The organism is Butyribacter sp. (genome assembly GCF_056818865.1).
Window position 1 is genome coordinate 18,150 of sequence record NZ_DBLYGC010000002.1, and the last position, 20,760, is coordinate 38,909.

24 protein-coding genes and 1 riboswitch are annotated in these 20,760 nt (G+C 36.1%); of the genes, 22 read left to right on the forward strand and 2 right to left on the reverse strand.

Annotation, left to right across the window (positions count from 1 at the left end; all coding sequences use genetic code 11):
• Window positions 1–45: 45 nt before the first annotated feature.
• The 15 genes from ACZLXV_RS00995 (at window position 46) to coaBC (ending at window position 11,113) form a co-directional block, all read left to right on the forward strand.
• Window positions 46–816 carry a hypothetical protein gene (locus ACZLXV_RS00995; RefSeq protein WP_482382225.1) on the forward strand — a complete coding sequence of 257 codons (771 nt, stop codon included), beginning with the start codon at window positions 46–48 and terminating at the stop codon, window positions 814–816.
• A gap of 154 nt (window positions 817–970) precedes the next feature.
• A complete protein-coding gene (locus ACZLXV_RS01000) occupies window positions 971–2,677 on the forward strand; it encodes an AAA family ATPase (protein WP_482382226.1) in 1,707 nt (568 codons plus the stop codon).
• A gap of 37 nt (window positions 2,678–2,714) precedes the next feature.
• A complete protein-coding gene (locus tag ACZLXV_RS01005) occupies window positions 2,715–2,921 on the forward strand; it encodes a hypothetical protein (RefSeq protein ID WP_022223825.1) in 207 nt (68 codons plus the stop codon).
• A gap of 141 nt (window positions 2,922–3,062) precedes the next feature.
• Window positions 3,063–3,593 carry an RNA polymerase sigma factor gene (locus ACZLXV_RS01010; RefSeq protein ID WP_482382227.1) on the forward strand — a complete coding sequence of 177 codons (531 nt, stop codon included), beginning with the start codon at window positions 3,063–3,065 and terminating at the stop codon, window positions 3,591–3,593.
• On the forward strand, window positions 3,577–4,143 hold the full coding sequence (locus ACZLXV_RS01015; protein ID WP_482382228.1) for a hypothetical protein: 567 nt from the start codon (window positions 3,577–3,579) through the stop codon (window positions 4,141–4,143). The genes ACZLXV_RS01010 and ACZLXV_RS01015 overlap by 17 nt, the downstream gene beginning before the upstream one ends.
• 26 nt (window positions 4,144–4,169) lie before the next feature.
• Window positions 4,170–4,721 carry a hypothetical protein gene (locus ACZLXV_RS01020; RefSeq protein ID WP_482382229.1) on the forward strand — a complete coding sequence of 184 codons (552 nt, stop codon included), beginning with the start codon at window positions 4,170–4,172 and terminating at the stop codon, window positions 4,719–4,721.
• A complete protein-coding gene (locus ACZLXV_RS01025) occupies window positions 4,718–5,026 on the forward strand; it encodes a hypothetical protein (RefSeq protein WP_482382230.1) in 309 nt (102 codons plus the stop codon). The genes ACZLXV_RS01020 and ACZLXV_RS01025 overlap by 4 nt, the downstream gene beginning before the upstream one ends.
• Before the next feature lie 9 nt (window positions 5,027–5,035).
• The gene (gene truA / locus ACZLXV_RS01030) at window positions 5,036–5,848 is read left to right on the forward strand and encodes a tRNA pseudouridine(38-40) synthase TruA (RefSeq protein WP_482382231.1); all 813 of its coding nucleotides are present in this window, start codon (window positions 5,036–5,038) and stop codon (window positions 5,846–5,848) included.
• Between the two features lie 107 nt (window positions 5,849–5,955).
• Complete coding sequence (locus ACZLXV_RS01035) at window positions 5,956–6,225, forward strand: hypothetical protein (RefSeq protein WP_022223819.1); 270 nt, start codon at window positions 5,956–5,958, stop codon at window positions 6,223–6,225.
• Window positions 6,218–6,496, forward strand: a complete 279-nt coding sequence (locus ACZLXV_RS01040; protein ID WP_022223818.1) for a DUF4160 domain-containing protein — start codon at window positions 6,218–6,220, stop codon at window positions 6,494–6,496. The genes ACZLXV_RS01035 and ACZLXV_RS01040 overlap by 8 nt, the downstream gene beginning before the upstream one ends.
• Before the next feature lie 161 nt (window positions 6,497–6,657).
• Window positions 6,658–7,512, forward strand: coding sequence for a Rossmann-like and DUF2520 domain-containing protein (locus tag ACZLXV_RS01045; RefSeq protein ID WP_482382304.1), 855 nt, complete (start codon window positions 6,658–6,660; stop codon window positions 7,510–7,512).
• Between the two features lie 135 nt (window positions 7,513–7,647).
• Window positions 7,648–8,475 carry a 3-methyl-2-oxobutanoate hydroxymethyltransferase gene (gene panB / locus ACZLXV_RS01050; RefSeq protein ID WP_367336533.1) on the forward strand — a complete coding sequence of 276 codons (828 nt, stop codon included), beginning with the start codon at window positions 7,648–7,650 and terminating at the stop codon, window positions 8,473–8,475.
• Window positions 8,476–8,558: 83 nt separating this feature from the next.
• Entirely contained in the window at window positions 8,559–9,401 is an 843-nt protein-coding gene (panC, locus tag ACZLXV_RS01055; protein WP_022223815.1) for a pantoate--beta-alanine ligase, read from the forward strand.
• Between the two features lie 86 nt (window positions 9,402–9,487).
• Window positions 9,488–9,886: an aspartate 1-decarboxylase gene (gene panD, locus ACZLXV_RS01060; RefSeq protein WP_482382232.1), complete on the forward strand. Its 399-nt coding sequence runs from the start codon at window positions 9,488–9,490 to the stop codon at window positions 9,884–9,886.
• Window positions 9,887–9,913: 27 nt separating this feature from the next.
• Window positions 9,914–11,113 (forward strand): bifunctional phosphopantothenoylcysteine decarboxylase/phosphopantothenate--cysteine ligase CoaBC, encoded by a 1,200-nt coding sequence (gene coaBC / locus ACZLXV_RS01065; RefSeq protein ID WP_482382233.1) that lies wholly within the window; start codon window positions 9,914–9,916, stop codon window positions 11,111–11,113.
• Here coaBC and truA (ACZLXV_RS01070) read toward each other — a convergent pair.
• The gene (truA, locus tag ACZLXV_RS01070) at window positions 11,107–11,844 is read right to left on the reverse strand and encodes a tRNA pseudouridine(38-40) synthase TruA (RefSeq protein ID WP_482382234.1); all 738 of its coding nucleotides are present in this window, start codon (window positions 11,842–11,844) and stop codon (window positions 11,107–11,109) included. The two genes, coaBC and truA (ACZLXV_RS01070), sit on opposite strands and share 7 nt — an antisense overlap.
• A 461-nt stretch (window positions 11,845–12,305) precedes the next feature.
• Here truA (ACZLXV_RS01070) and ACZLXV_RS01075 point away from each other — a divergent pair, with 461 nt between their 5' ends.
• The 3 genes from ACZLXV_RS01075 (at window position 12,306) to ACZLXV_RS01085 (ending at window position 15,253) form a co-directional block, all read left to right on the forward strand.
• Window positions 12,306–13,517: an iron-containing alcohol dehydrogenase gene (locus ACZLXV_RS01075; protein WP_482382235.1), complete on the forward strand. Its 1,212-nt coding sequence runs from the start codon at window positions 12,306–12,308 to the stop codon at window positions 13,515–13,517.
• Window positions 13,518–13,538: 21 nt separating this feature from the next.
• Window positions 13,539–13,611, forward strand: a riboswitch (Fluoride riboswitch).
• Between the two features lie 197 nt (window positions 13,612–13,808).
• Window positions 13,809–15,050 (forward strand): chloride channel protein, encoded by a 1,242-nt coding sequence (locus ACZLXV_RS01080; protein WP_482382236.1) that lies wholly within the window; start codon window positions 13,809–13,811, stop codon window positions 15,048–15,050.
• 77 nt (window positions 15,051–15,127) lie between these two features.
• Complete coding sequence (locus tag ACZLXV_RS01085) at window positions 15,128–15,253, forward strand: hypothetical protein (RefSeq protein ID WP_482382237.1); 126 nt, start codon at window positions 15,128–15,130, stop codon at window positions 15,251–15,253.
• 30 nt (window positions 15,254–15,283) lie between these two features.
• Here ACZLXV_RS01085 and ACZLXV_RS01090 read toward each other — a convergent pair whose 3' ends face one another.
• Complete coding sequence (locus ACZLXV_RS01090; RefSeq protein ID WP_022224228.1) at window positions 15,284–16,315, reverse strand: substrate-binding domain-containing protein; 1,032 nt, start codon at window positions 16,313–16,315, stop codon at window positions 15,284–15,286.
• Between the two features lie 290 nt (window positions 16,316–16,605).
• Between ACZLXV_RS01090 and ACZLXV_RS01095 the strand changes: the two genes are divergently transcribed.
• From ACZLXV_RS01095 to ACZLXV_RS01110, 4 genes are read left to right on the forward strand one after another with little or no spacing between them, the layout of a single operon-like run.
• Window positions 16,606–17,931, forward strand: a complete 1,326-nt coding sequence (locus ACZLXV_RS01095) for an ABC transporter substrate-binding protein (protein WP_482382238.1) — start codon at window positions 16,606–16,608, stop codon at window positions 17,929–17,931.
• Window positions 17,928–18,830: a carbohydrate ABC transporter permease gene (locus ACZLXV_RS01100; protein WP_022224226.1), complete on the forward strand. Its 903-nt coding sequence runs from the start codon at window positions 17,928–17,930 to the stop codon at window positions 18,828–18,830. The genes ACZLXV_RS01095 and ACZLXV_RS01100 overlap by 4 nt, the downstream gene beginning before the upstream one ends.
• Window positions 18,802–19,653, forward strand: coding sequence for a carbohydrate ABC transporter permease (locus ACZLXV_RS01105; protein ID WP_022224225.1), 852 nt, complete (start codon window positions 18,802–18,804; stop codon window positions 19,651–19,653). The genes ACZLXV_RS01100 and ACZLXV_RS01105 overlap by 29 nt, the downstream gene beginning before the upstream one ends.
• Before the next feature lie 2 nt (window positions 19,654–19,655).
• A complete protein-coding gene (locus ACZLXV_RS01110; protein ID WP_022224224.1) occupies window positions 19,656–20,750 on the forward strand; it encodes an ABC transporter ATP-binding protein in 1,095 nt (364 codons plus the stop codon).
• The last annotated feature ends 10 nt before the right edge of the window (window positions 20,751–20,760 follow it).

The window sequence follows — 20,760 nt, forward strand, 5'->3', positions numbered from 1 at the left end:
GAAAGGTTCAAAAATAAGTTTGATTTTTTAAGGAGGGTGACGCTTATGAGAAAACAGATTGAAAAAATTATCACTATGACAGTTGCAGCAGGTTTGATGACAAGTACATTGTTTGGGGAAGCAGGTTATGCAGCTAAAGTAAAGAAACCATATTATAAAACAGGAGTAAAGACGGATTATCTTGTCAACGATGCAGCACTTTTCAAAAAGACAGGAGTAGTATTATCATTTAGAGAAAAATATGCAGAAACTTCAGGATATAATCCGGTGTCATATTCAGTTTATGGTTTAGGTGCCGATAAGGAAAGACCACTTACAGGATATGTAATGATAGGAAATATAAATAAATTTGGCAAGAGTATAAGTTACGAGGTTCTTGATAACACAGACTCGGTAGATAAGATAGTGCTTGATGGCAAAAAATCTTACAAATTAGATAAAATAAGAAAACCGGCAGCAAATGATATCGTGTTATGGAACGACTTTAGTAAAAGGACAGCGAGTGAATTAAATATGGAATTTAAGACAGCATCTAAATTAAAAATTCCGGAGGGTAAACATATATTATCAATTACAGATAAAGATGGTCATAAATCCATTCTTAAAGTTTGGAAAGATACAAAGGCACCCAAGATAAAAGTTACGAGGAAAGGAAAAAAGATTATTTGCAAAATTACGGATAAATCAGGAATAGATGAGGTGAATGGCAAGAAAATATCAAAGAAAGGTAAAATCGTAAAATCATATACAGTTAAAGGAGACTGTGTGGTTTCAGATTTAGCAGGAAATGAGTCAGTTTCATATTCATTTAAGTAAATGGCGGTGCGGCAGTATATTATGCAAAAAATATACTCCACAACAGTGCCATGGTCGGAACAAATATGACAGGAATTGTAACTGCATGTGGACTTAAAAAAATGTAACTTATTAAGTTACGGGGATTTATTTCAATAAGAGTAGGAGATAGTATATGGCAAAAGTTATAAGTATAGGGAATCAAAGTTTTGAATCAATACGGGAAAAAAATAATTTTTATATAGATAAAACTTTATTTATAAAAGAGTGGTGGGATAATTACGATATAGTAACACTTATAACACGCCCACGTCGTTTCGGAAAAACATTAAACATGGATATGATAAAGTGTTTTTTTTCAAACGAGTATAGAGACAGAGGAGATTTATTTGAAGGACTTGATATTTGGAAAGATGAAAAATATCGTGAATTGCAGGGAACATATCCTGTAATATTTTTAAGTTTTGCGGAGATTAAGACAAAAAAATTTGAAGTTGCCAGAGAACAAATATGTTTTCAGATAGTAAAGTTATACAATGAAAATGAGTATTTGTATGATAGTGGTATATTAACAGAGAATGAAAAAAAGTTTTTTAGAAGTGTGGATATGGATATGTCTGATGTCATATTGAGCACCGCCATAAACCAGATGTGCTGTTTTATGCAGAAATATTATGGGAAAAAGGTAATAGTTTTACTTGATGAATATGATACACCTATGCAGGAGTCATATATAAACGGGTATTGGGAAGAACTTGTAGCAGTTACAAGAAGTATGTTTAATTCTACATTTAAAACCAATCCATACCTTGAAAGGGCGATAATGACAGGCATAACTCGTGTCTCGAAAGAAAGTATTTTTTCGGATCTTAATAACCTGGTCGTAATCACCACTACATCAAATCAATACGAGACAGCATTTGGGTTTACGGAAAAAGAAGTGTTTAAAGCACTTGACGAACAGGGACTTTCAAATGAAAAAGAGGAAGTTAAGACTTGGTATGATGGTTTTTCGTTTGGAGATAAAAAAGATATTTACAATCCGTGGTCTATAATAAATTTTTTGAAATTTAAGAGCTTACAGACCTATTGGGCAGATTCAAGTTCCAACGGGCTTATAAACAGCCTTATACAAAAGGGAAGTTCTTATATAAAAATGTTTATGGAAATACTTCTTAAAGATGGGACAATAGAGGTACCTATAGACGAGCAGATAGTATTTTCAGAACTTGATTATTCGGAGGACGCAGTGTGGAGCCTTATGCTTGCAAGTGGATATCTTAAAGTAGTATCAGCAGACCCGTTGGATGGAAGTCGTAGGAAAGCGCGCAAATACAGACTTACACTTACAAATCTGGAAATACGGATTATGTTTGAAAATATGATACTAAGATGGTTCAGTACGGCAAAGACAGAGACAAATGAGTTTGTAAAAGCACTTATATGTGGGGATGTAGAGGGGATGAATGAGTATATGAATGACGTTGCATTAAAAATATTCAGTTCATTTGATTCAGGAAAACATACATCAGAAAGAAAAGCACCGGAAAATTTTTTCCACGGTTTTGTATTAGGTCTTATGGTAGATCAGACAGAAAACTATATTATAAACTCAAACAGGGAGAGTGGTTATGGACGGTATGATATAATGCTTGAACCTGTGGATAAAGATGATATACGATACCCGGGAATAGTTATAGAATTTAAAGTTATAAATCCCAGAAAAGAAACCGGCTTAAAGGAAACAGCCGAGTCTGCATTGCAACAGATAAAAGAAAAAGACTATGATGCTGAACTTGTAAGGAGAGGTGTAAAAAAGGAGAATATAAGACATTATGGTTTTGCATTTAAAGGTAAGGAAGTTTTGATAGAGGGAGTATAAGTGAACAGTATTAGATTTTGTGAAATGGAGTGAAAAAATGGGGATATATTTTAATCCGAGAAATGCCAGCTTTAGAAAAGACAGAAAGAGTGAATATGTGCCAAATTATGAAGTTGCAAAGGTATTTCAGATGGCTTTAAAGGTTGGAGAATGGGATGAAATATCAAAAGCAATATCAAGATGCGATGAGTTACTTATGGCAACAATAGATGGTGATGCACAAAAAGATAATATTTTTAGGTAAATAGAGTAAAGAATACAGGTTATGCATGCATAGTCTGTATTTTTTTGTGTTATATAAAACTTTTTGTACTTATTTTTGAAGGTTTTTGTAAAAGTCATTCGTTTAAGTATAATGAAAAGGGAAAATGGGAGGTGATGAAGCTTGGCGGACAATACCATACATATGATGCAATTGGAAAAGGCTATGGAGCAATACGAAAAACTTATTTTTTCAATATGTTATCGTATGTTGGGAGATTATTTTGATGCTCAGGATATGACTCAGGAAACATTTCTTACATATTACAGGGTGCTTGACCGATTTGATGGTCAGAATGAAAAGGCTTTTTTAACGAAAATTGCAACGAATAAATGTCTTGATATTCTTAAATCCAAAAGAAGAAAAGAGATGCCGGCTGAAGATGACATACTGGAAAGTAATGTCGGGACAGTTTCATCTGTTGAGGAAGCTTTTTTGGAAGAAGAGATAAATCAGGAACTTATCAATGCCTGCCGAGATTTAAAGCCGCCATATAATGAAGTTACTTATGAATTTTATTGTTGTGATAAGACGGCAAGAGAGATTGCCGAGAGACGTGGAATTAAGTTGAAAACAATTCAGACACAAATTTCAAGGGCAAAGAAAATGCTTCAAAAAAAATTGAAAGGAGGACGTTATGGCACATATAACTGACGAGCAGATAAAAAAATATTATGCGCATATGCTGAGACAGCCCGAAGAAACAGATATGCTTACGCATATTGCAAAATGTGAATATTGTGCCGGAAGATTTGCGTCAGGATTACCTCAAACGGAAATGATAGGGTTACCTCATGGTGTTTCGGTGGAAATCTTGGAAAAAGCAGAGAAAATACCGACAAAACAGCGAAGACGCAGAGAGTATTACAGATATTGCACAAGGGTTGCACTTGGAATGTGTATGTCGTTTGCACTATTGGTTACTGCGAACTTAACATATAACTCGGATTCACAGAGCATGCCGGGAACAGTCTTAGAGGAAGTGCAGCAGGATATAGGTGAAAAAATTGGAAGTGAAACTGCGAGAAAAGATTTGACGGCAAAAAAATCGGCGTATGAAAAAAAACAGTCGGAAATGAAAAAAAAGCAGGACACAGAACGAAAAAAATTTATGGAAAAGCATAGGGAAAGCAGTGGGAGTAGAAGTTTTAGTATAAACAGGGTTTTTAGAAATTTGCAAAAATATTTGAATATAAAAAAATAAAATAGGTTGGAGGAATAAGGATTATTATGAAAAGAAAAAAAGGAAAATTTTTAACATTCTGTTTTTCATGTATACCGGGAGCAGGACAGATGTTTTTAGGATTTTTTAAAGAGGGCGTAAGCCTTATGACAATGTTTTTTGGAATTTTAATACTGACAAATTGGCTGTATATTGAAATGTTTGGTTTCGGTGCAATAATTGTTTGGTTCTATGCTTTTTTTGATGCCATGAACAAAAATTCATTGCCAGATGAAGAATTTGAGGAACTTGAAGATAATTATATATGGGGTTCTCATTTAGATGGACTTACTGAAATTCCAAAAGGAAAGGGCAGAAATGTATTAGCAATAGTTCTCATATGTCTGGGTATATATATGTTATGTAACAGCATTATTTCGGCACTTGCAGGTATGGGAATATACATTTCATATGAAATAAATGAATTTTTATTGCATTATGTATCACAGTTCGCAGTAGCATTTATTATAATCTCAGTCGGAATACGCATGATAATGGGGAAAAAGAAAGCATTTGATTTTGATGACGAGAAATACTTTGAGGGGAGAGAGGATAAATGAGACAGCGCAGAATAGGCACAATAACACTGGGAGTTTCACTTGTATTATTTGGAATATTGTTTATGATTCGTATATTTGGCGGCATACTAAACTATACATTGATTTTTCATCTGTGGCCGTTGATTTTGGTTGCACTCGGCATGGAAATATTATATTATAATTGTCTGGTACCTGAAAAAGCGGGAACCTACGATTTTGTGGCAATTATTATTTTGATAATGATAGTGTTTTTTGCAATGTGCATGGCTGGCTTTGACATGGTGCTTACGAATATGCCAAAAAACATTTGGGATAAATGGTGGTAAGGGGAAAAAATGAAACGAATAAAACTGACAGTGGCATACGATGGCACGAATTATCATGGCTGGCAGATACAGCCGAATGCGGTTACAGTTGAGGGTGAATTAAATAAAGTCATATCAGAGCTCACCGGGGAACATATAGAAGTTATAGGGGCAAGCAGAACCGATGCAGGAGTGCATGCACTTGGCAATGTTGCCGTGTTTGATACAGAGAGCAGGATACCGGGAGGAAAATTTTCATATGCGCTGAATCAAAGACTTCCGGAAGATATAATAATACAAAGTTCAGAAGAAGTGGCATTAGACTTTCATCCGCGTTATCAGGAATGCAGAAAAACATATGAATACACGATTTTGAACAGAAAATTTCCGTTACCTGAATACAGAAATACGGCACATTTTGATTATGGAAATCTTGATGTGAAAGCAATGCAGGATGCATGCAAAGCATTTATCGGGGAACATGACTTTGCCGGATTTTGTTCAGCGGGAGCGCAGGTGAAAACAACAGTCAGGACAATATACAGTTTAGAGGTCGAGTGCATAGAGCTTGGAAAAGCAAAGCCTGATGGTGAAAACAGTGAAGATTTGTCTGCCGGGACTGATAAACAAAAAGAAAATGACAGGCTTATAAGAATAAGAGTAAACGGAAACGGTTTCCTTTATAATATGGTGCGTATAATTGCGGGAACACTTCTCGAAGTGGGAAAAGGAAATATACCATCTGAAAAGATTGGAGAAATAATAGCTTCAACCGACAGGGCGAAAGCGGGGCCGACAGCACCGGCAAGGGGACTTAAGCTTGTGGAGATTAGGTATGTGTAAAAAATTGTACATTTGTGATACAATAATATTAATAGGTTAATATATAAGAGTATATTCGATAAAAATAAGTTGTGTGCAAAATAAAGGCACAGAAATGGAGGGGTAATATGATGTATCCATATATGACATTGGCAGATGAAACGGAAATTGTACATTCTCAAGTGATTGAAGAAGACGGAAAGAAAAAAGTAATTGTAAATTTTGAACGGCCAACTGAAGATGGCTTTGATTCGGCTAGGTGTGAATTGCCTGATTATAAGTGGACAGAACGAGAGGGATATTCTGATGAAGAAATAGCTTTTTTTGAAGAAATTTTACACAGCAATGCACATTTGTTATATAAGTATGCTGAGAATGGGGGAATCAATATTGCCTAAATTATTTACGGTAAGTGGTTATACGGTATATTTCTGGTCAAATGAAAATGGAGAACCAATCCATGTTCATGTTTCAAAGGGAAAGCCTACACCAAATGCAACAAAAATATGGCTGACAAGGTCTGGTGGATGTATTTTGGCAAGCAATGGAAGTAAAATATCCAATAAACAGTTAAATGAGTTAATGGAATTCATATCTGCTCAGTTTTTTTTAATCTGTGCAAAGTGGAAAAAAGCTTTTGTGACTGATGATATTAAATTTTATTGCTGATATTTTTAAAGTATTTTATTTGTAGTAATTCAAAACACTCTATGCACTTGCAATGAATCCACGATTATGCTATTATCTCGTTTGTGAGCGGTATTCGGATTAAAAGGAAACTGCATCAGAGATAATGTGACCTCTGCTGATGTGGAGGTGGTAATATAAACATAGGTTTTATAGGAGCAGGAGCTGTTGCTTGCAGTATGGGAAAATATCTCAGTGAAAACAGCAGCATTGCAAAAATTAAAGGTTATTATAGTAGGACGAAAAAAAGCGCGGACATTGCGGCGACTTTTACAAACTCTACAGCATATGATTCATCAGAAGAATTGGTGAAAGAATGTGACATTGTATGCGTAGCGACACCTGATGATAGCATTTTAAAAGTATGGGAACAGATTAAAGATTTTAATCTACATAAAAAAATTATATGTCATTTTAGCGGTTCATTATCATCTGATATTTTTTCCGGGATAGAGAAAACCGGAGCAGAAAAAATTTCTATTCATCCAATGTACGCGTTTAGCGACAAATTCACATCATATAAGCAATTAAATACAGCAAGGCTTACAATTGAAGGCAGTACAGAGGCGGTAAAAGTCATAAAGGAGCTTTTTGGAGCTGAATTGAAACATCAGATTTTTGAACTGAAAGCTTCAGATAAGGTGAAATATCATGCGGCAGCGGCATTTGCGAGCAATTATATTGTCGGAATTTTTGATGTTGCACTTGAACTTTTGAAAAATTGTGGTTTTACTGATAAAGACGCCGTATCTCTTTTGGAACCATTGATAACAGGAAATGTTAAATCTGTGCTTCAGAATGGAACAAAAGATGCATTGACAGGTCCGGTTATCAGAAATGATATCGGAACAATAAAAAAACATATTGAAGCACTCGAAGATAAAGATATGATTGATATATACAAGAGTGTAGGAAAAAGACTTGTGGGTATTTCAAAGCAAAAATATTCCGATAGGGATTATAGTGAATTGGAAGATATTTTTTCTAAAAGAAAGTAGATACAAAGATGTGAATATGCCTGAAATCCGATACGTTTCAAAATAACAGTTTTTGGATATGCAATTTTAGTGATGCAGTTCAAACAAAGAAATCTGACCTGAAATAAAGGCAGATATTCGGAAAGGAATTATAATATGAAAAACACAGTAAGAACATTTCAGATGGCAAAGGAAAAGGGTGAGAAGCTTACGATGCTTACAGCTTATGATTATTCAACAGCGAGACTTATGGAAGAAGCAGGAATAAATGCTATTCTTGTAGGAGATTCGCTTGGAAATACAATTCTGGGGTATGAAGATACTATCTCGGTTACAGTTGATGATATGATACATCATGGGGCAGCCGTTGCCAGAGGAACAAGTGATACTATGGTTGTTATAGATATGCCGTTCATGTCATACCAGACAGGGACAAGAGATGCACTTATAAATGCAGGCAGACTTATGAAAGAGGGACGTGCAGGTGCAGTGAAACTTGAAGGTGGAGCAAGTGTATGCCCACAGATAAAGGCTATAACAGAAGCAGGAATACCTGTTATGGCGCATTTAGGACTTACACCACAGTCGGTAAATGCATTTGGTGGTAACAGAGTTCAGGGTAAGACAGAAGCAGCGGCAAAGAAGCTTATTGAAGATGCACTTGCGGTACAGGAGGCTGGAGCATTTGCGGTTGTATTAGAATGTATTCCTGAAAAACTTGCAAAGATTGTTACAGAAAAACTTGATATTCCGACTATCGGAATTGGTGCCGGCGCAGGTTGTGACGGACAGATACTTGTATATCAGGATATGCTCGGAATGTTTTCGGATTATGTGCCTAAGTTTGTCAAGAAATTTGCAAATGTCGGCGATGTAATGAAGCAGGCATTTAAGGACTATATCAATGAAGTTTCGGCAGGAACATATCCGGCTGAGGAGCACACATTTAAAATAGATGAGGATGTTTTGGAAAAGTTGTATTAAAATTTGTGGATAAAATTTAGGCTGTGAGGATTGCACAGTTATAATAAAAAATATTTTATTTTAATAGATTGGAGTAAGAAATCATGGAAATTACAGGTAGTATAAAGAGAGTCAGAGAACAGGTAAGAGAGTGGAGAAAGGAAGGTCTTACAGTTGGTCTTGTGCCGACTATGGGTTACCTTCATGAGGGACATAAAAGTCTTATAGACAAAGCTGTTGCACAGAATGATAAGGTTGTTGTAAGTGTCTTTGTAAATCCTATGCAGTTTGGTCCTACAGAGGATTTAGAGAGCTATCCGAGAGATATGGATAGAGATGCAGCACTTTGTGAAAAAGCAGGAGCAGCACTTATTTTCCATCCGGAACCTGAGGAGATGTATGATGATAATTTCTCTTCATTTGTTGATATGAACACACTTACAGGTGGTCTTTGTGGAAAGACAAGACCTATTCATTTCCGTGGAGTTTGTACCGTTGTTGCAAAGTTATTTAATATTGTTACACCTGACAGGGCTTACTTTGGTCAGAAAGATGCACAGCAGCTTGCAGTTATCAGACATATGGTAAATGATTTAAGCTTTGGAATTGAGATTGTGGGATGTCCTATTATCCGTGAGGAAGATGGTCTTGCAAAGAGTTCAAGAAATACTTATCTTAGTGAAGAAGAACGCAAGGCAGCACTTGTTCTTAGCCATTCGTTAAAAGAGGGCAGAAAACTTGTTGATGCAGGTGAGAAGGATGCAGCAAAGGTAAAGAAAGCAATTACAGATATAATCGAAAAAGAACCTCTTGCAAAGATTGATTATGTTGAAGTTGTTGATTGGAATACACTTGAGCCTGTAGAGAGGATAGACGGCCCTATTCTTACAGCTATAGCTGTGTATATCGGAAAGACAAGACTTATTGACAATTTCATCGTTGAGTAAAAAATAATTATGTATGATAGGCACATCTTGTTTTTACGCATCCTTGTGAAGTGGTGAGTTGTGTCTGTTTGGAAATGGAGTAAAATATGACAGTTACAATGCTTAAAGGTAAGATTCACAGAGCAGTAGTTAAACAGGCTGAGTTAAATTATGTAGGAAGTATCACTGTTGACCCTGAGCTTATGGAGGCAGCAGGAATATATGAATACGAACTTGTGCAGATAGTAGACGTTGAAAATGGAAACAGATTTGAAACATATACAATAGCAGGCGAGCCGGGAAGCGGAATGATATGTTTAAATGGTGCAGCAGCAAGACAGGTACAGGTAGGCGACCATGTTATTATTATGTGCTATTGTCAGATGTCACCGGAGGAAGTTAAAGAGCATAAGCCGAAGGTAGTATTTGTAGACGATGAAAATAAAATTGTGAAAGTATCTTCTTATGAGAAATACGGAACACTTACACAGGAAGCGGCTAAATGATGACAGTTTAGAAACGGAGATAAAGTTATGTTAAAAGGAAAGACAGTTGTTTTGGGGGTAACAGGAAGTATAGCGGCATATAAAATTGCAAATCTTGCGAGTATGCTGTCAAAACTTCATGCGGACATACATGTTTTGATGACTCAGAATGCAACAAATTTCATAAATCCAATTACATTTGAAACACTTACCGGAAACAAATGTCTTATAGATACATTTGACAGAAATTTTCAGTTTAATGTTGAACATGTGTCACTTGCGAAAAAAGCGGATGTAGTTCTTATAGCACCTGCATCTGCAAATGTTATTGGAAAACTTGCGAACGGAATAGCGGATGATATGCTGACAACAACTGTTATGGCTTGCAAGTGCAAAAAGATAATCTCGCCTGCCATGAATACAAATATGTATGAAAATCCGATAGTCCAGGATAACATAGCTAAGTTAAAACGATTTGGTATGCAGGTCATAGAGCCTGATGTGGGGCTTCTTGCCTGCAAGGATGTTGGTGCGGGAAAAATGCCGTCGGAGGACACGCTTCTTGACTTTATTCTTCAGGAAATATTATTTGAGAAAGATTTAGCCGGAAAAAAGGTGCTTGTAACGGCGGGACCTACAATGGAAGCAATAGATCCTGTCAGATTTATCTCAAATCATTCAACCGGAAAAATGGGTTATGCGGTGGCAAAAACAGCCGCAAGACGAGGAGCGAAAGTAACACTTGTAAGTGGACCTGTAAATCTTTTACCGCCACGCTTCGTAGAAACTGTGCAGATAGAAAGTGCCGCTATGATGTATGATGAAGTCATAAAAAGAGCCGACGAACAGGATATAATCATAAAAGCGGCGGCGGTAGCCGATTATACACCTGAAAACACAGCCGATGAAAAGATAAAGAAAAAAGACGGTGGTGAAATGTCGATACCACTTAAGCGGACAAAAGACATTCTCAAAACCCTTGGAGAAAACAAAAAAGAAAATCAGTTTATCTGCGGATTTTCCATGGAAACACAGAATATGCTGGAAAATTCCAAGAAGAAACTTGAAAAGAAAAATGTGGATATGATAGTAGCCAACAATCTCAAAGTAGCAGGAGCAGGCTTTGGAACAGACACAAATATAGTCACGCTCATCACGAAAGATGCGATCAGGGAGCTGCCGAAGATGAGCAAAGAAGATGTGGCAGCAGCTATACTTGATGAGATTGTGACATACATAAATCAATAATACACTTCAACAAGACAAAGTCCCTGTGGTGGAGCTGTAAAGCCGGCAGCACTACGGGACTTTTTTTCTAATATTTCAGGAATATCATCACATGAAATGTCATGAGTTCCCACCATAAGCAAAGTTCCTGTAAGGATGCGTACCATATGATAAAGGAAACCGTTTCCGTAAAAATCAATTGTTATTATCCCGTCAGAATTGTTGATAGAGATATCAGAAATGGTTCTTATTGTGGATTTCTTCATGCGTTTATTATCGCAAAAGCTTTTAAAATCATGTTCACCGATAAGATACCCGGCAGCTTTTTTCATAGCCTCTATATCATAGTTTTCTGTAAGTCTTGTCATATACTTTCGCTCAAAAACATTTGCCACCTCACCATTGTCAATAGTATATCTGTAACGTTTTCCTTTTGCGTTAAGTCTTGCATGAAAGCGGTTGTCTGTTTTCTCTGCATCTAAAATGCGTATATCGAGTGGCAGATATTTGTTAAGTGAGTCTCTGACCTCAAGTTCAGATAAAGTGGCATTTGCCTTAAAGTTCGCTATCTGCCTGATAGCATGAACGCCGGCATCAGTCCTGCCGGAACCATGAATTTCTATTTCTTCACCGGTTATTTTACTTAAGATATTTTCTGTTTTTCCCTGAATGGTGTTGTCGGTGTTGCCCTGTTTCTGCCATCCACTGAAGCGTGTTCCGTCATATTGTATTGTAAGTTTAAAATTTGTCATAATTCCTCCGTGTTTTGGTTGAGAGATTTAAAAGTGTATGTAAGTATAATTTGTATTTTTGCGCAAAGAAGCATTCATTGTTTTATTTGTTTCAAAAGCTATCGAACATTTTGCCTTATGCATCATAATATCAGAAATAAGATAGAAATTTCTATAAAAATACATTTATTTGTAAAAAATAAACAATGAAATTTGGTAATAAAGATTAAAAATGTATAAAATAACCAAAAAACATTGACGATAAATTTTATCAGTGTTAAGATAGAAAAGAAGTTGGGAGAAAAACTTTAGCAAAATTGAAGTTGTTGAAAATATAAAACTTATTATATTTTTGCAACAGATATTAATTAGGGTAATAAATGATTGTCTTGCATACAGTTAATTATGCATGGCAGCGATAAATATTTTTAGACTGCTTATTTTTACATGATTTCAGCAGTCGGTAAGGAGGGTTTTAGATAATGGCAAGATTTACATTACCAAGAGATTTATATCATGGAAAGGGTTCTTTGGAAGCATTGAAGGACTTTGACGGAAAGAGAGCTATTGTATGCGTTGGCGGTGGCTCTATGAAAAGAAACGGATTTCTTGACAGAGCGATAGGTTATCTTAAAGAAGCAGGTATGGAGGTAGAACTTTTTGAGGGCATTGAGCCTGATCCGTCAGTAGAAACCGTTATGCGTGGGGCGGAAGTTATGCAGAAGTTTAAACCTGACTGGATTGTTGCTATGGGTGGAGGATCTCCTATAGATGCCGCAAAGGCTATGTGGATTAAATATGAGTATCCTGATGTGACATTTGAGGATATGTGTAAGGTGTTTGGACTTCCAAAACTCAGACAGAAAGCACATTTCTGTGCTATTTCTTCTACATCGGGCACAGCTACCGAGGTTACAGCATTTTCAATTATTACTGATTATGAGAAGGGTATCAAGTATCCTATAGCAGATTTTGAAATTACTCCAGATGTAGCTATTGTAGACCCTGAACTTGCTGAGACAATGCCTGTAAAGCTTGTTGCACATACAGGTATGGATGCTATGACACATGCTATTGAGGCATATGTTTCAACAGCAAACTGCAATTATACAGATCCGCTTGCTATTTGGGCTATCAAGATGATTCAGAAACATCTTGTAAAATCTTACAATGAAGATATGGAGAGCAGGGATCAGATGCATGATGCACAGTGTCTTGCAGGTATGGCATTTTCAAATGCACTTCTTGGAATCGTACATTCTATGGCACATAAGACAGGTGCAGCTTTCAAGAATGGACATATCATTCACGGAGCAGCCAATGCCATGTATCTTCCAAAAGTTATCAAATACAACAGCAAGGATGATACGGCAAAGAAACGCTATGGTGAGATAGCTGATTATATGGGACTTGGCGGAAGCAGTGATGATGAAAAAGTAGATTTACTTATCAAATATCTTCGCCAGATGAACGATGACCTTAATATTCCGCATTGCATTAAAAATTATGGAGAAGGCGGACTTCCGGCAGAAGAAGGAATTGTACCTGAGGATGAATTCCTTGAAAAACTTCATGATATAGCAGCCAATGCAATCCTTGATGCATGTACAGGTTCAAATCCTCGTCAGCCGTCACAGGAGGATATGGAGAAACTTCTTAAGTGCTGTTATTATGATACAGAGGTTGACTTCTAATTTTTAGATAAGAGTAAATTGAACGAGTGAGGGAATGAAGTTCTCCCGAGGAAAACCTAAATTGCTTATAATAGCTGATGACTTCTACGATTATTACGGATGTATTGCAAAATATTTTATTTTACATTATATTCAAATCGTAGAAAACATCAGCTTTTTTATGTATATTTGTAATATGCTGTTTGAGTCAAAAGGTATTTTGACATTTGCATCATAATATGAATTTATGTTTTCACAGTGAAGGAATGGAACTATTTACCTGAGAAAAATTGATTTATAAGGGAGCAAAAAATGGAAAGTTCATTGTTAAAAAAGCCGGCAAAGAGAATTAAAGGAATGAAAGAAACAATTTTTTATGTTATTGCGGCGTTATTCTTAGGGGCTGTCATAGGTTGCATAGATGCTTTGTTTGGGCGTGTCCTTATTGCAATTACTGATTTCCGGGGAAGGTATATTCAAATTCTTATTTGGTTTCTGCCGATAGCAGGCCTGTTTATCTGTTGGATGTATCATCATTTTAATGAGACAAGTTTAAAGGGAATGACACTTGTGCTTGAAGCAGCACAGGGGAAAAGAGAAGATATTCCGCTCGCACTTGTTCCGTTGGTTATGATTTGTACATGGATTACGCATCTTTTTGGGGGAAGTGCAGGCAGGGAGGGAGTTGCAGTTCAGATTGGAGCAACATTGTCTCATTGGTTTGCACGCAGATTTAAGTTCCCTGATAACGGAAAAGTTTTGCTGATAGCAGGAATGGCAGCGGGTTTTGGAGGATTGTTCCAGACACCGTTTGCAGCTGTGTTTTTTGCGATGGAGGTTGTCGTTACCGGAAAAATGTTATATCAGGCATTTTTGCCGTCATTGGTAGCGGCAGTTACGGCTTCGACAGTTTCAAATACACTTGGACTTGAAAAATTTGAAGTACCGTTTAAGCAGAGCTTTAACCTGTCAGAATCTAAGACTATGTTTTATATGGTTATTCTAGGTGTGGCATTCGGACTTACAGGGCGTGTGTTTTCAGTATTGTTAAAAAAGTCAAGAGAATTTATGGCGGAAAAGTTTGAAAATCCATATAAAAGAATTGGATTTGTATCAATTCCGCTTTCAGTAATTCTTTTTGTACTCTGGAATGGTCGTTACTGTGGACTTGGAACAAACCTTATATCACAGACATTTACAGGAGGAGAAATCTTTATCTTTGACTGGATTATAAAACTGCTTTTGACAGTTATTACATTATCAATTGGATTCCAGGGTGGTGAAGTTACACCTCTGTTTTCAATCGGGGCATCGCTGGGCTTCTGTCTTGGAAATTTATTTGGAATTTCGTCCGTATTATGTGGGGCACTGGGATATGCGGCTGTCTTTGGAAGTGCAACCAATACACTGATTGCACCATTTCTTATAGGAGTGGAGGTGTTTGGCACAAAAAATACACTTGCTTTTTTGATAGTGTGCAGTATAGCATATATCGTAAATGGAGACAGATGTATTTATGGAGCACAGGAAAGTTTGCACAAACATTTGTCATAATAGTATCTTAAAATTTATTGCGTTAGTGTTAATATGAGATAAAAAAGCAGTTATTGCTGATTACCGGAGGTATAGAAATGGCAACAATAAAGGAAATCGCAGTTGATGCCTATGGAGAGATATCGAAAAACTTAAAGATGCCAATATCTATTTTGAAAAGGGTGCTGCGAAATAATAACCCCCAATTTGAAATGGGGGGCTGACTTGTTCTCGGTGTGGTATTTGGCTTTTTATTAGGTACATGTGTCACGTTTGATAAGGACAGGCGTTATTTTTTTATGGATAATATCTTTCTTAGGGTGAGGATCTCTTTTCTTTAATTCATTCATCTGACTGGCAAGCAGATTCATGGCTTCATAGGCAATTTTATCTATCTGCTGTCCTACAGTAGTTATCGGTATGATGGCTTCTGAAGCAATAGGAGAATTATCAAAGCCTACAACTTTATATTCATCAGTGAATTTCCCATATTCACACATGAGAATGTTAATTAAAATATTTGCGTGGGTATCATTTGCCATAAAAATTCCTTTTCGCATACCTGGATATGATTTTTGTATAATATTAAAAATTTTTTTAATATGTGCTCTAGTCTCATCGTAGGTATCACCCAGGTCTTCGAGAAAAAGTTTATGTTTTATATGATGTTCTTCACAAATATCAATAAAACCTTTTATTCTGTTATATGATGGTATCTCATCTGGTACATGTGAGTTTATGTGTATTAAAATATCACAGTTATTTTTGGCCAGCAGACTGGTTGCCTGTACAGCCCCCATATAATTGTCTGTATTTATACTGTTGATATATTTGTCTTCACGCTCTATTGCGACAACCGGAATATTGTAAGATGCAAGCTCTTTTGAAGAGATATTGTGGCTTAGTACGATAAGTCCTTCAATTTTATATGAAAGAAGTTCCTGAAGATATTTGTGTTCAGTCTCATTTGAACCGGCACCTGCAAATACAATAAATTTATATCCAAATTTTTCATATGTAGCCAAAAGTTGGTTCAACATTTCAGAATAATAATGTAAAAAAAGATTAGGAAGAAGTATGCCGACAAACTCACTTTTTCCATTTGCCAATACTTTTGCAAGCTTGTTTTCTTGATAATTTAGGTCTACAAGTGCTTTTGCAATAATTTCCTGATTTTTTAGCGTAAGGGAATTAGGATTGTTAAAGTATCTTGAAATTGTAGTTTTTGAAAAGTTTGTATATTTTGCTATATCATTAAATGTAACTTTTTTATTTTGGGATGCCATATTAAAAAACCTCTCTTACTGAAAAATGAATGGTTAAGTATTTGTAAAATAAGTACGGAAACCGATAATGCAATAAAGCACATTAGTTAAGTATAGCAATTATGAAAATAAAAAACAACAAAAAAATAACTGGTTAAGTAACCGGTTATTTTTTTGAGGGAAAACTACTTGACAAGTTAAGTTTGTAAGAGTAATATATGTGACATAAAGTAACCGGTTACTTAACCGGTTACACAAACGAAAAACATTAAGTTAAATTTTGTAAAACGCGTTGGAAAGGAGAAGGCATTATGAGAAAACGCATATTTGCTTTGTTGACAGCCTGTTGCATGATTTTAACCACAGCCGGATGTCAGAAGAGTACACCTGAAGCCGGTAGTATTACCGGATATGACAAAGGAGAAAAATATTTATCAATATGGGTACATTCCATTGAAGACACTGACGAGGGAAGATGTTACAGGGAGGCAGTAAATTCATTTAATAAAGCATATGATGGAAAATATTTTGCTGATATTGAATTTATTCCGAGAAATGACAGTGGCGGAGGATATTCTGACAAGATAAATGCATCAGTTATGTCGGGCGACCTTCCGGATGTTCTTACGGTAGACGGACCAAATATTGCCGCATATGCCGAAAATGGGATTATACAGCCTTTGGCAGAAATCTCAGAGAAAGATAAGTCAGAGTATCTTGAGTCTATCATTGAACAGGGTACATACAATGACAAGTTGTATGCCCTTGGAGCAATGGAGTCAAGTGTCGGACTTTATTACAACAAGGATATTCTGAAAGAAGCTGGCGTAGAGGTGCCGGATGCGGATCATCCATGGACATTTTCAGAGTTTTTGAATGTTCTTGAAAAAGTAAAAAAGGTTACAGACAAGAAAAAAGGTTATGCACTTGACATGACATTTCCGGTTGGAGAAGCGACGATATATTATTATGCACCGTTTTTCTGGTCAAATGGCGGAAATATGATAGACAGTACAGGATTAAAAGCAGACGGAGTTTTTAATTCAAAAGAAAATATATCAACTATCAACTATTTCTGTAAACTGCTGTCAAACGGTTATATGTCTAAAGTTCCTATCGATCATCTATTTGAAAGCGGAAGAGCAGCATTTAAGTTTGATGGTGCATGGGAGGTAAATACTGTTTATACAAGTTACAAGGAACTTAATCTTGGTGTTGCACCATATATAACCGGTGACAACTGGAACGGTGAAAGATATACTCCTACAGGTTCATGGGCATTTGCGGCATCGTCAAAGACAAAAAATATCGAGGGTGCTACGGAACTTGTAAAATGGATGAGCGGAGTTGAAAGTGGAAAAAGATTGTGGGAAAAATCAAAATCATTTCCGTCAACATATAAAGCATACGAGTCGATTGATGTATTTAAAAAAGATGAAAATTATAAAGAATTATACTATCAGTTGAGTGAATATGGTCATCCAAGACCAAAGACACCTGCATATCCACAGGTAAGTACATCATTTCAGCAGGTACTTGAGAATTGTGTCCTGACAGGTGAAGATCCGAAGACACAGTTGGATAAATCAGTAGAAAGGATTAACGCAAAGCTGAAGCGTTATACATATAAAAAATGAAGAAAAAATCAGAATCAATATTAGGAATGGCATTTTTTGGTCCGGCATTGGTACTTCTTACAGTATTTCTGTTTATACCGATGATCCTGACACTTGTATTCAGTTTTACGGACTTTTTTGCATTAAATCCTGGGTTGACACATTTTGTAGGTCTTGAAAATTATTTTCAGGTATTTAAAGACGATGATTTCAAACAGGCTTTTGGAAATACTGTTAAGTTTGTTGTGATAATAGTACCATTACAGGGGTTAGGTGCATTGGGACTTGCATTACTCATAAATAAAGTCACGCATTGCAAGACATATTTTAAAGTGGCATTTTTTATACCGGTAGTAATGTCACTTGCCGTAGTGTCTACTTTATGGGTTCAGATATACAGTCCGGAAGGAATCTTAAATTCACTTCTTGCGCATATTGGAATAAATGCACAGCCATTTATAAACAGTGCATCACAGGCACTTCCGTCAATCGCTGTTATGAGTGCATGGCAGGGTGTAGGTTATCAGATGATAATATTTTTGGGAGGCTTACAGGCTATAAATCCTGCACTTTATGAGGCAGCAGAGATGGATCATGCCAGCGGATGGCAGAAATTTAAGGACATTACATTACCTGAATTAAAACCTCTTTGTATTTTTGTATTTATAACAATTACGATTGGAGCATTTAGAATGTTAGTCCAGCCGATGGTTATGACAGGAGGCGGACCGTCACATTCAACATATACAATGGTATATGACATTTATGAAACAGGTACGGTAAACTGGGAAATCGGTCTTGCGTCCACGATGGCTATAGTATTTGCATTCTTTGTCATGATACTTACAGTCATACAGACTATTTTGACCAAAGATAAGGAGGGGAAAAAACATGCTGACAAGAAAACAAAAAACAATTAACTGGATTATTGCGGCGGTAATGATAGTAATGTCATTGTTCTTCCTTTTCCCTGTTATCTGGATGATCGCAAATTCATTTAAGCCGGATGCAGCGATAACAAAGGATATGAATTCGATTGCGGCATTTATACCGCCTGCACTTAATGGAAACTTTTTTGATAATTACATATCGATACTGACAAATACAAGTTTTATTCATTACATGTTGAATACTTTATTTTATGCGGCAGTTTTAATAATACTTGGAATTATTGTAAACGGACTTGCAGGATATGCTCTTGCAAAGATAAATTTTCCTTTTAAAGAGAGATGGCTTCTTATAATAATGCTTTTAATGATAGTTCCTATGGAGACAATCATTACCATACATTTTCTTTTTATAGCAAAGCTTGGATTACTTAATACGGTGATAGGATATGTACTTCCTATGATAGTTAATCCATTTAACATATTCTTGTTCAGACAGGTGTTTATAAGTCTGCCGGATGATGTTTATGAGGCTGCACAGCTTGACTTTTGCAGTCCGGTAAAATATTTTTTCACTATGGTATTACCGATGTCAAAGAGTGTTGTTGCAACTGTCAGTGTATTTACATTTTTGAATGTATGGAATGATTATCTGTGGCCATCACTTGTATTTACATCAAGTGATCTGCTTACAGCTCAAATCGGATTAAATGCAATAACATCAAATGACAATACGACGATGGGACAGACATTGGCAGTTATCACGATGATAACAATACCTGTCATTATAATTTATTCATTATTTTCAAAACAGATTGTTGAAGGCGTTGTGTCTACAGGTTCTAAGGAGGGCTGATTATGAGTTTTATAGAATTAAAGAATGTTTGTAAAGAATATGCAAATACAAATAAAAAAGCAGTAACAGATTTTAATCTTAAAATAGATGAAAAAGAGTTTATAGCATTTGTAGGACCATCAGGATGTGGAAAATCAACTACATTGCGTATGATTGCAGGATTTGAAGAAATCACAAGCGGAGAGCTTTATATTGACGGAAAGAAGATGAATGAGGTTGCGCCAAGAGACAGAGGTATTTCAATGGTATTTCAGAATTATGCGCTATATCCTCATATGACTGTAGAAAAAAATATAAGCTATGGTCTTAAAAATATGAAAGTGCCGGCAAAAGAAATAAAGAAAAAGGTAGACTGGGCAATAGATATTCTGGGGCTTTCAGAGTACCGCTACCGCAAACCTAAAAATCTGTCGGGAGGTCAGAGACAAAGGGTTGCCTTAGGTCGTGCAATTGTAAAGGATCAGAAAGTATTTCTTATGGATGAGCCGCTTTCAAATCTTGATGCCAAACTTCGTGTCAGCATGAGAAATGAGATAAGCAAGCTTCATAGAAATCTCGGAAGTACGACGATTTATGTAACACATGATCAAGTTGAAGCAATGACTATGGCAGACAGGATAGTCATCATGAAAGACGGTGTTGTACAGCAGATTGGAAAACCTATGGATCTTTATGAACATCCTGTAAATAAATTTGTAGCCGGATTTATAGGTTCACCTCAGATGAATTTCTATAATGTCAAGGTCGATGGAAATAAAATTACATTTGCCGATGGAAACAGCATTAGTGTAAATGAAGAGATATCGGATAAATTAAAAAATCGTAAAGAAGTTATTCTTGGAATAAGAGGAGAAGACATTAAATTTGATCCTCAGAATATTGATGTATTTAAAGAAAATAGACAGAAAGCGGTAATTGAAAATACGGAGATCATGGGAAATGAAAATAATCTCTATTTTGAATTTGGTGGTACATCTTCTGTTGCCAGAGTTTCAAAATATGAGGTTGCAGGTGTCGGTGAAGAGGTAGAATTTGTTTTCGTGCCTCACAGGATACATTTCTTTGATATCGCAACAGAAGAGGCAATAAGCATTTAAATAATTAAAA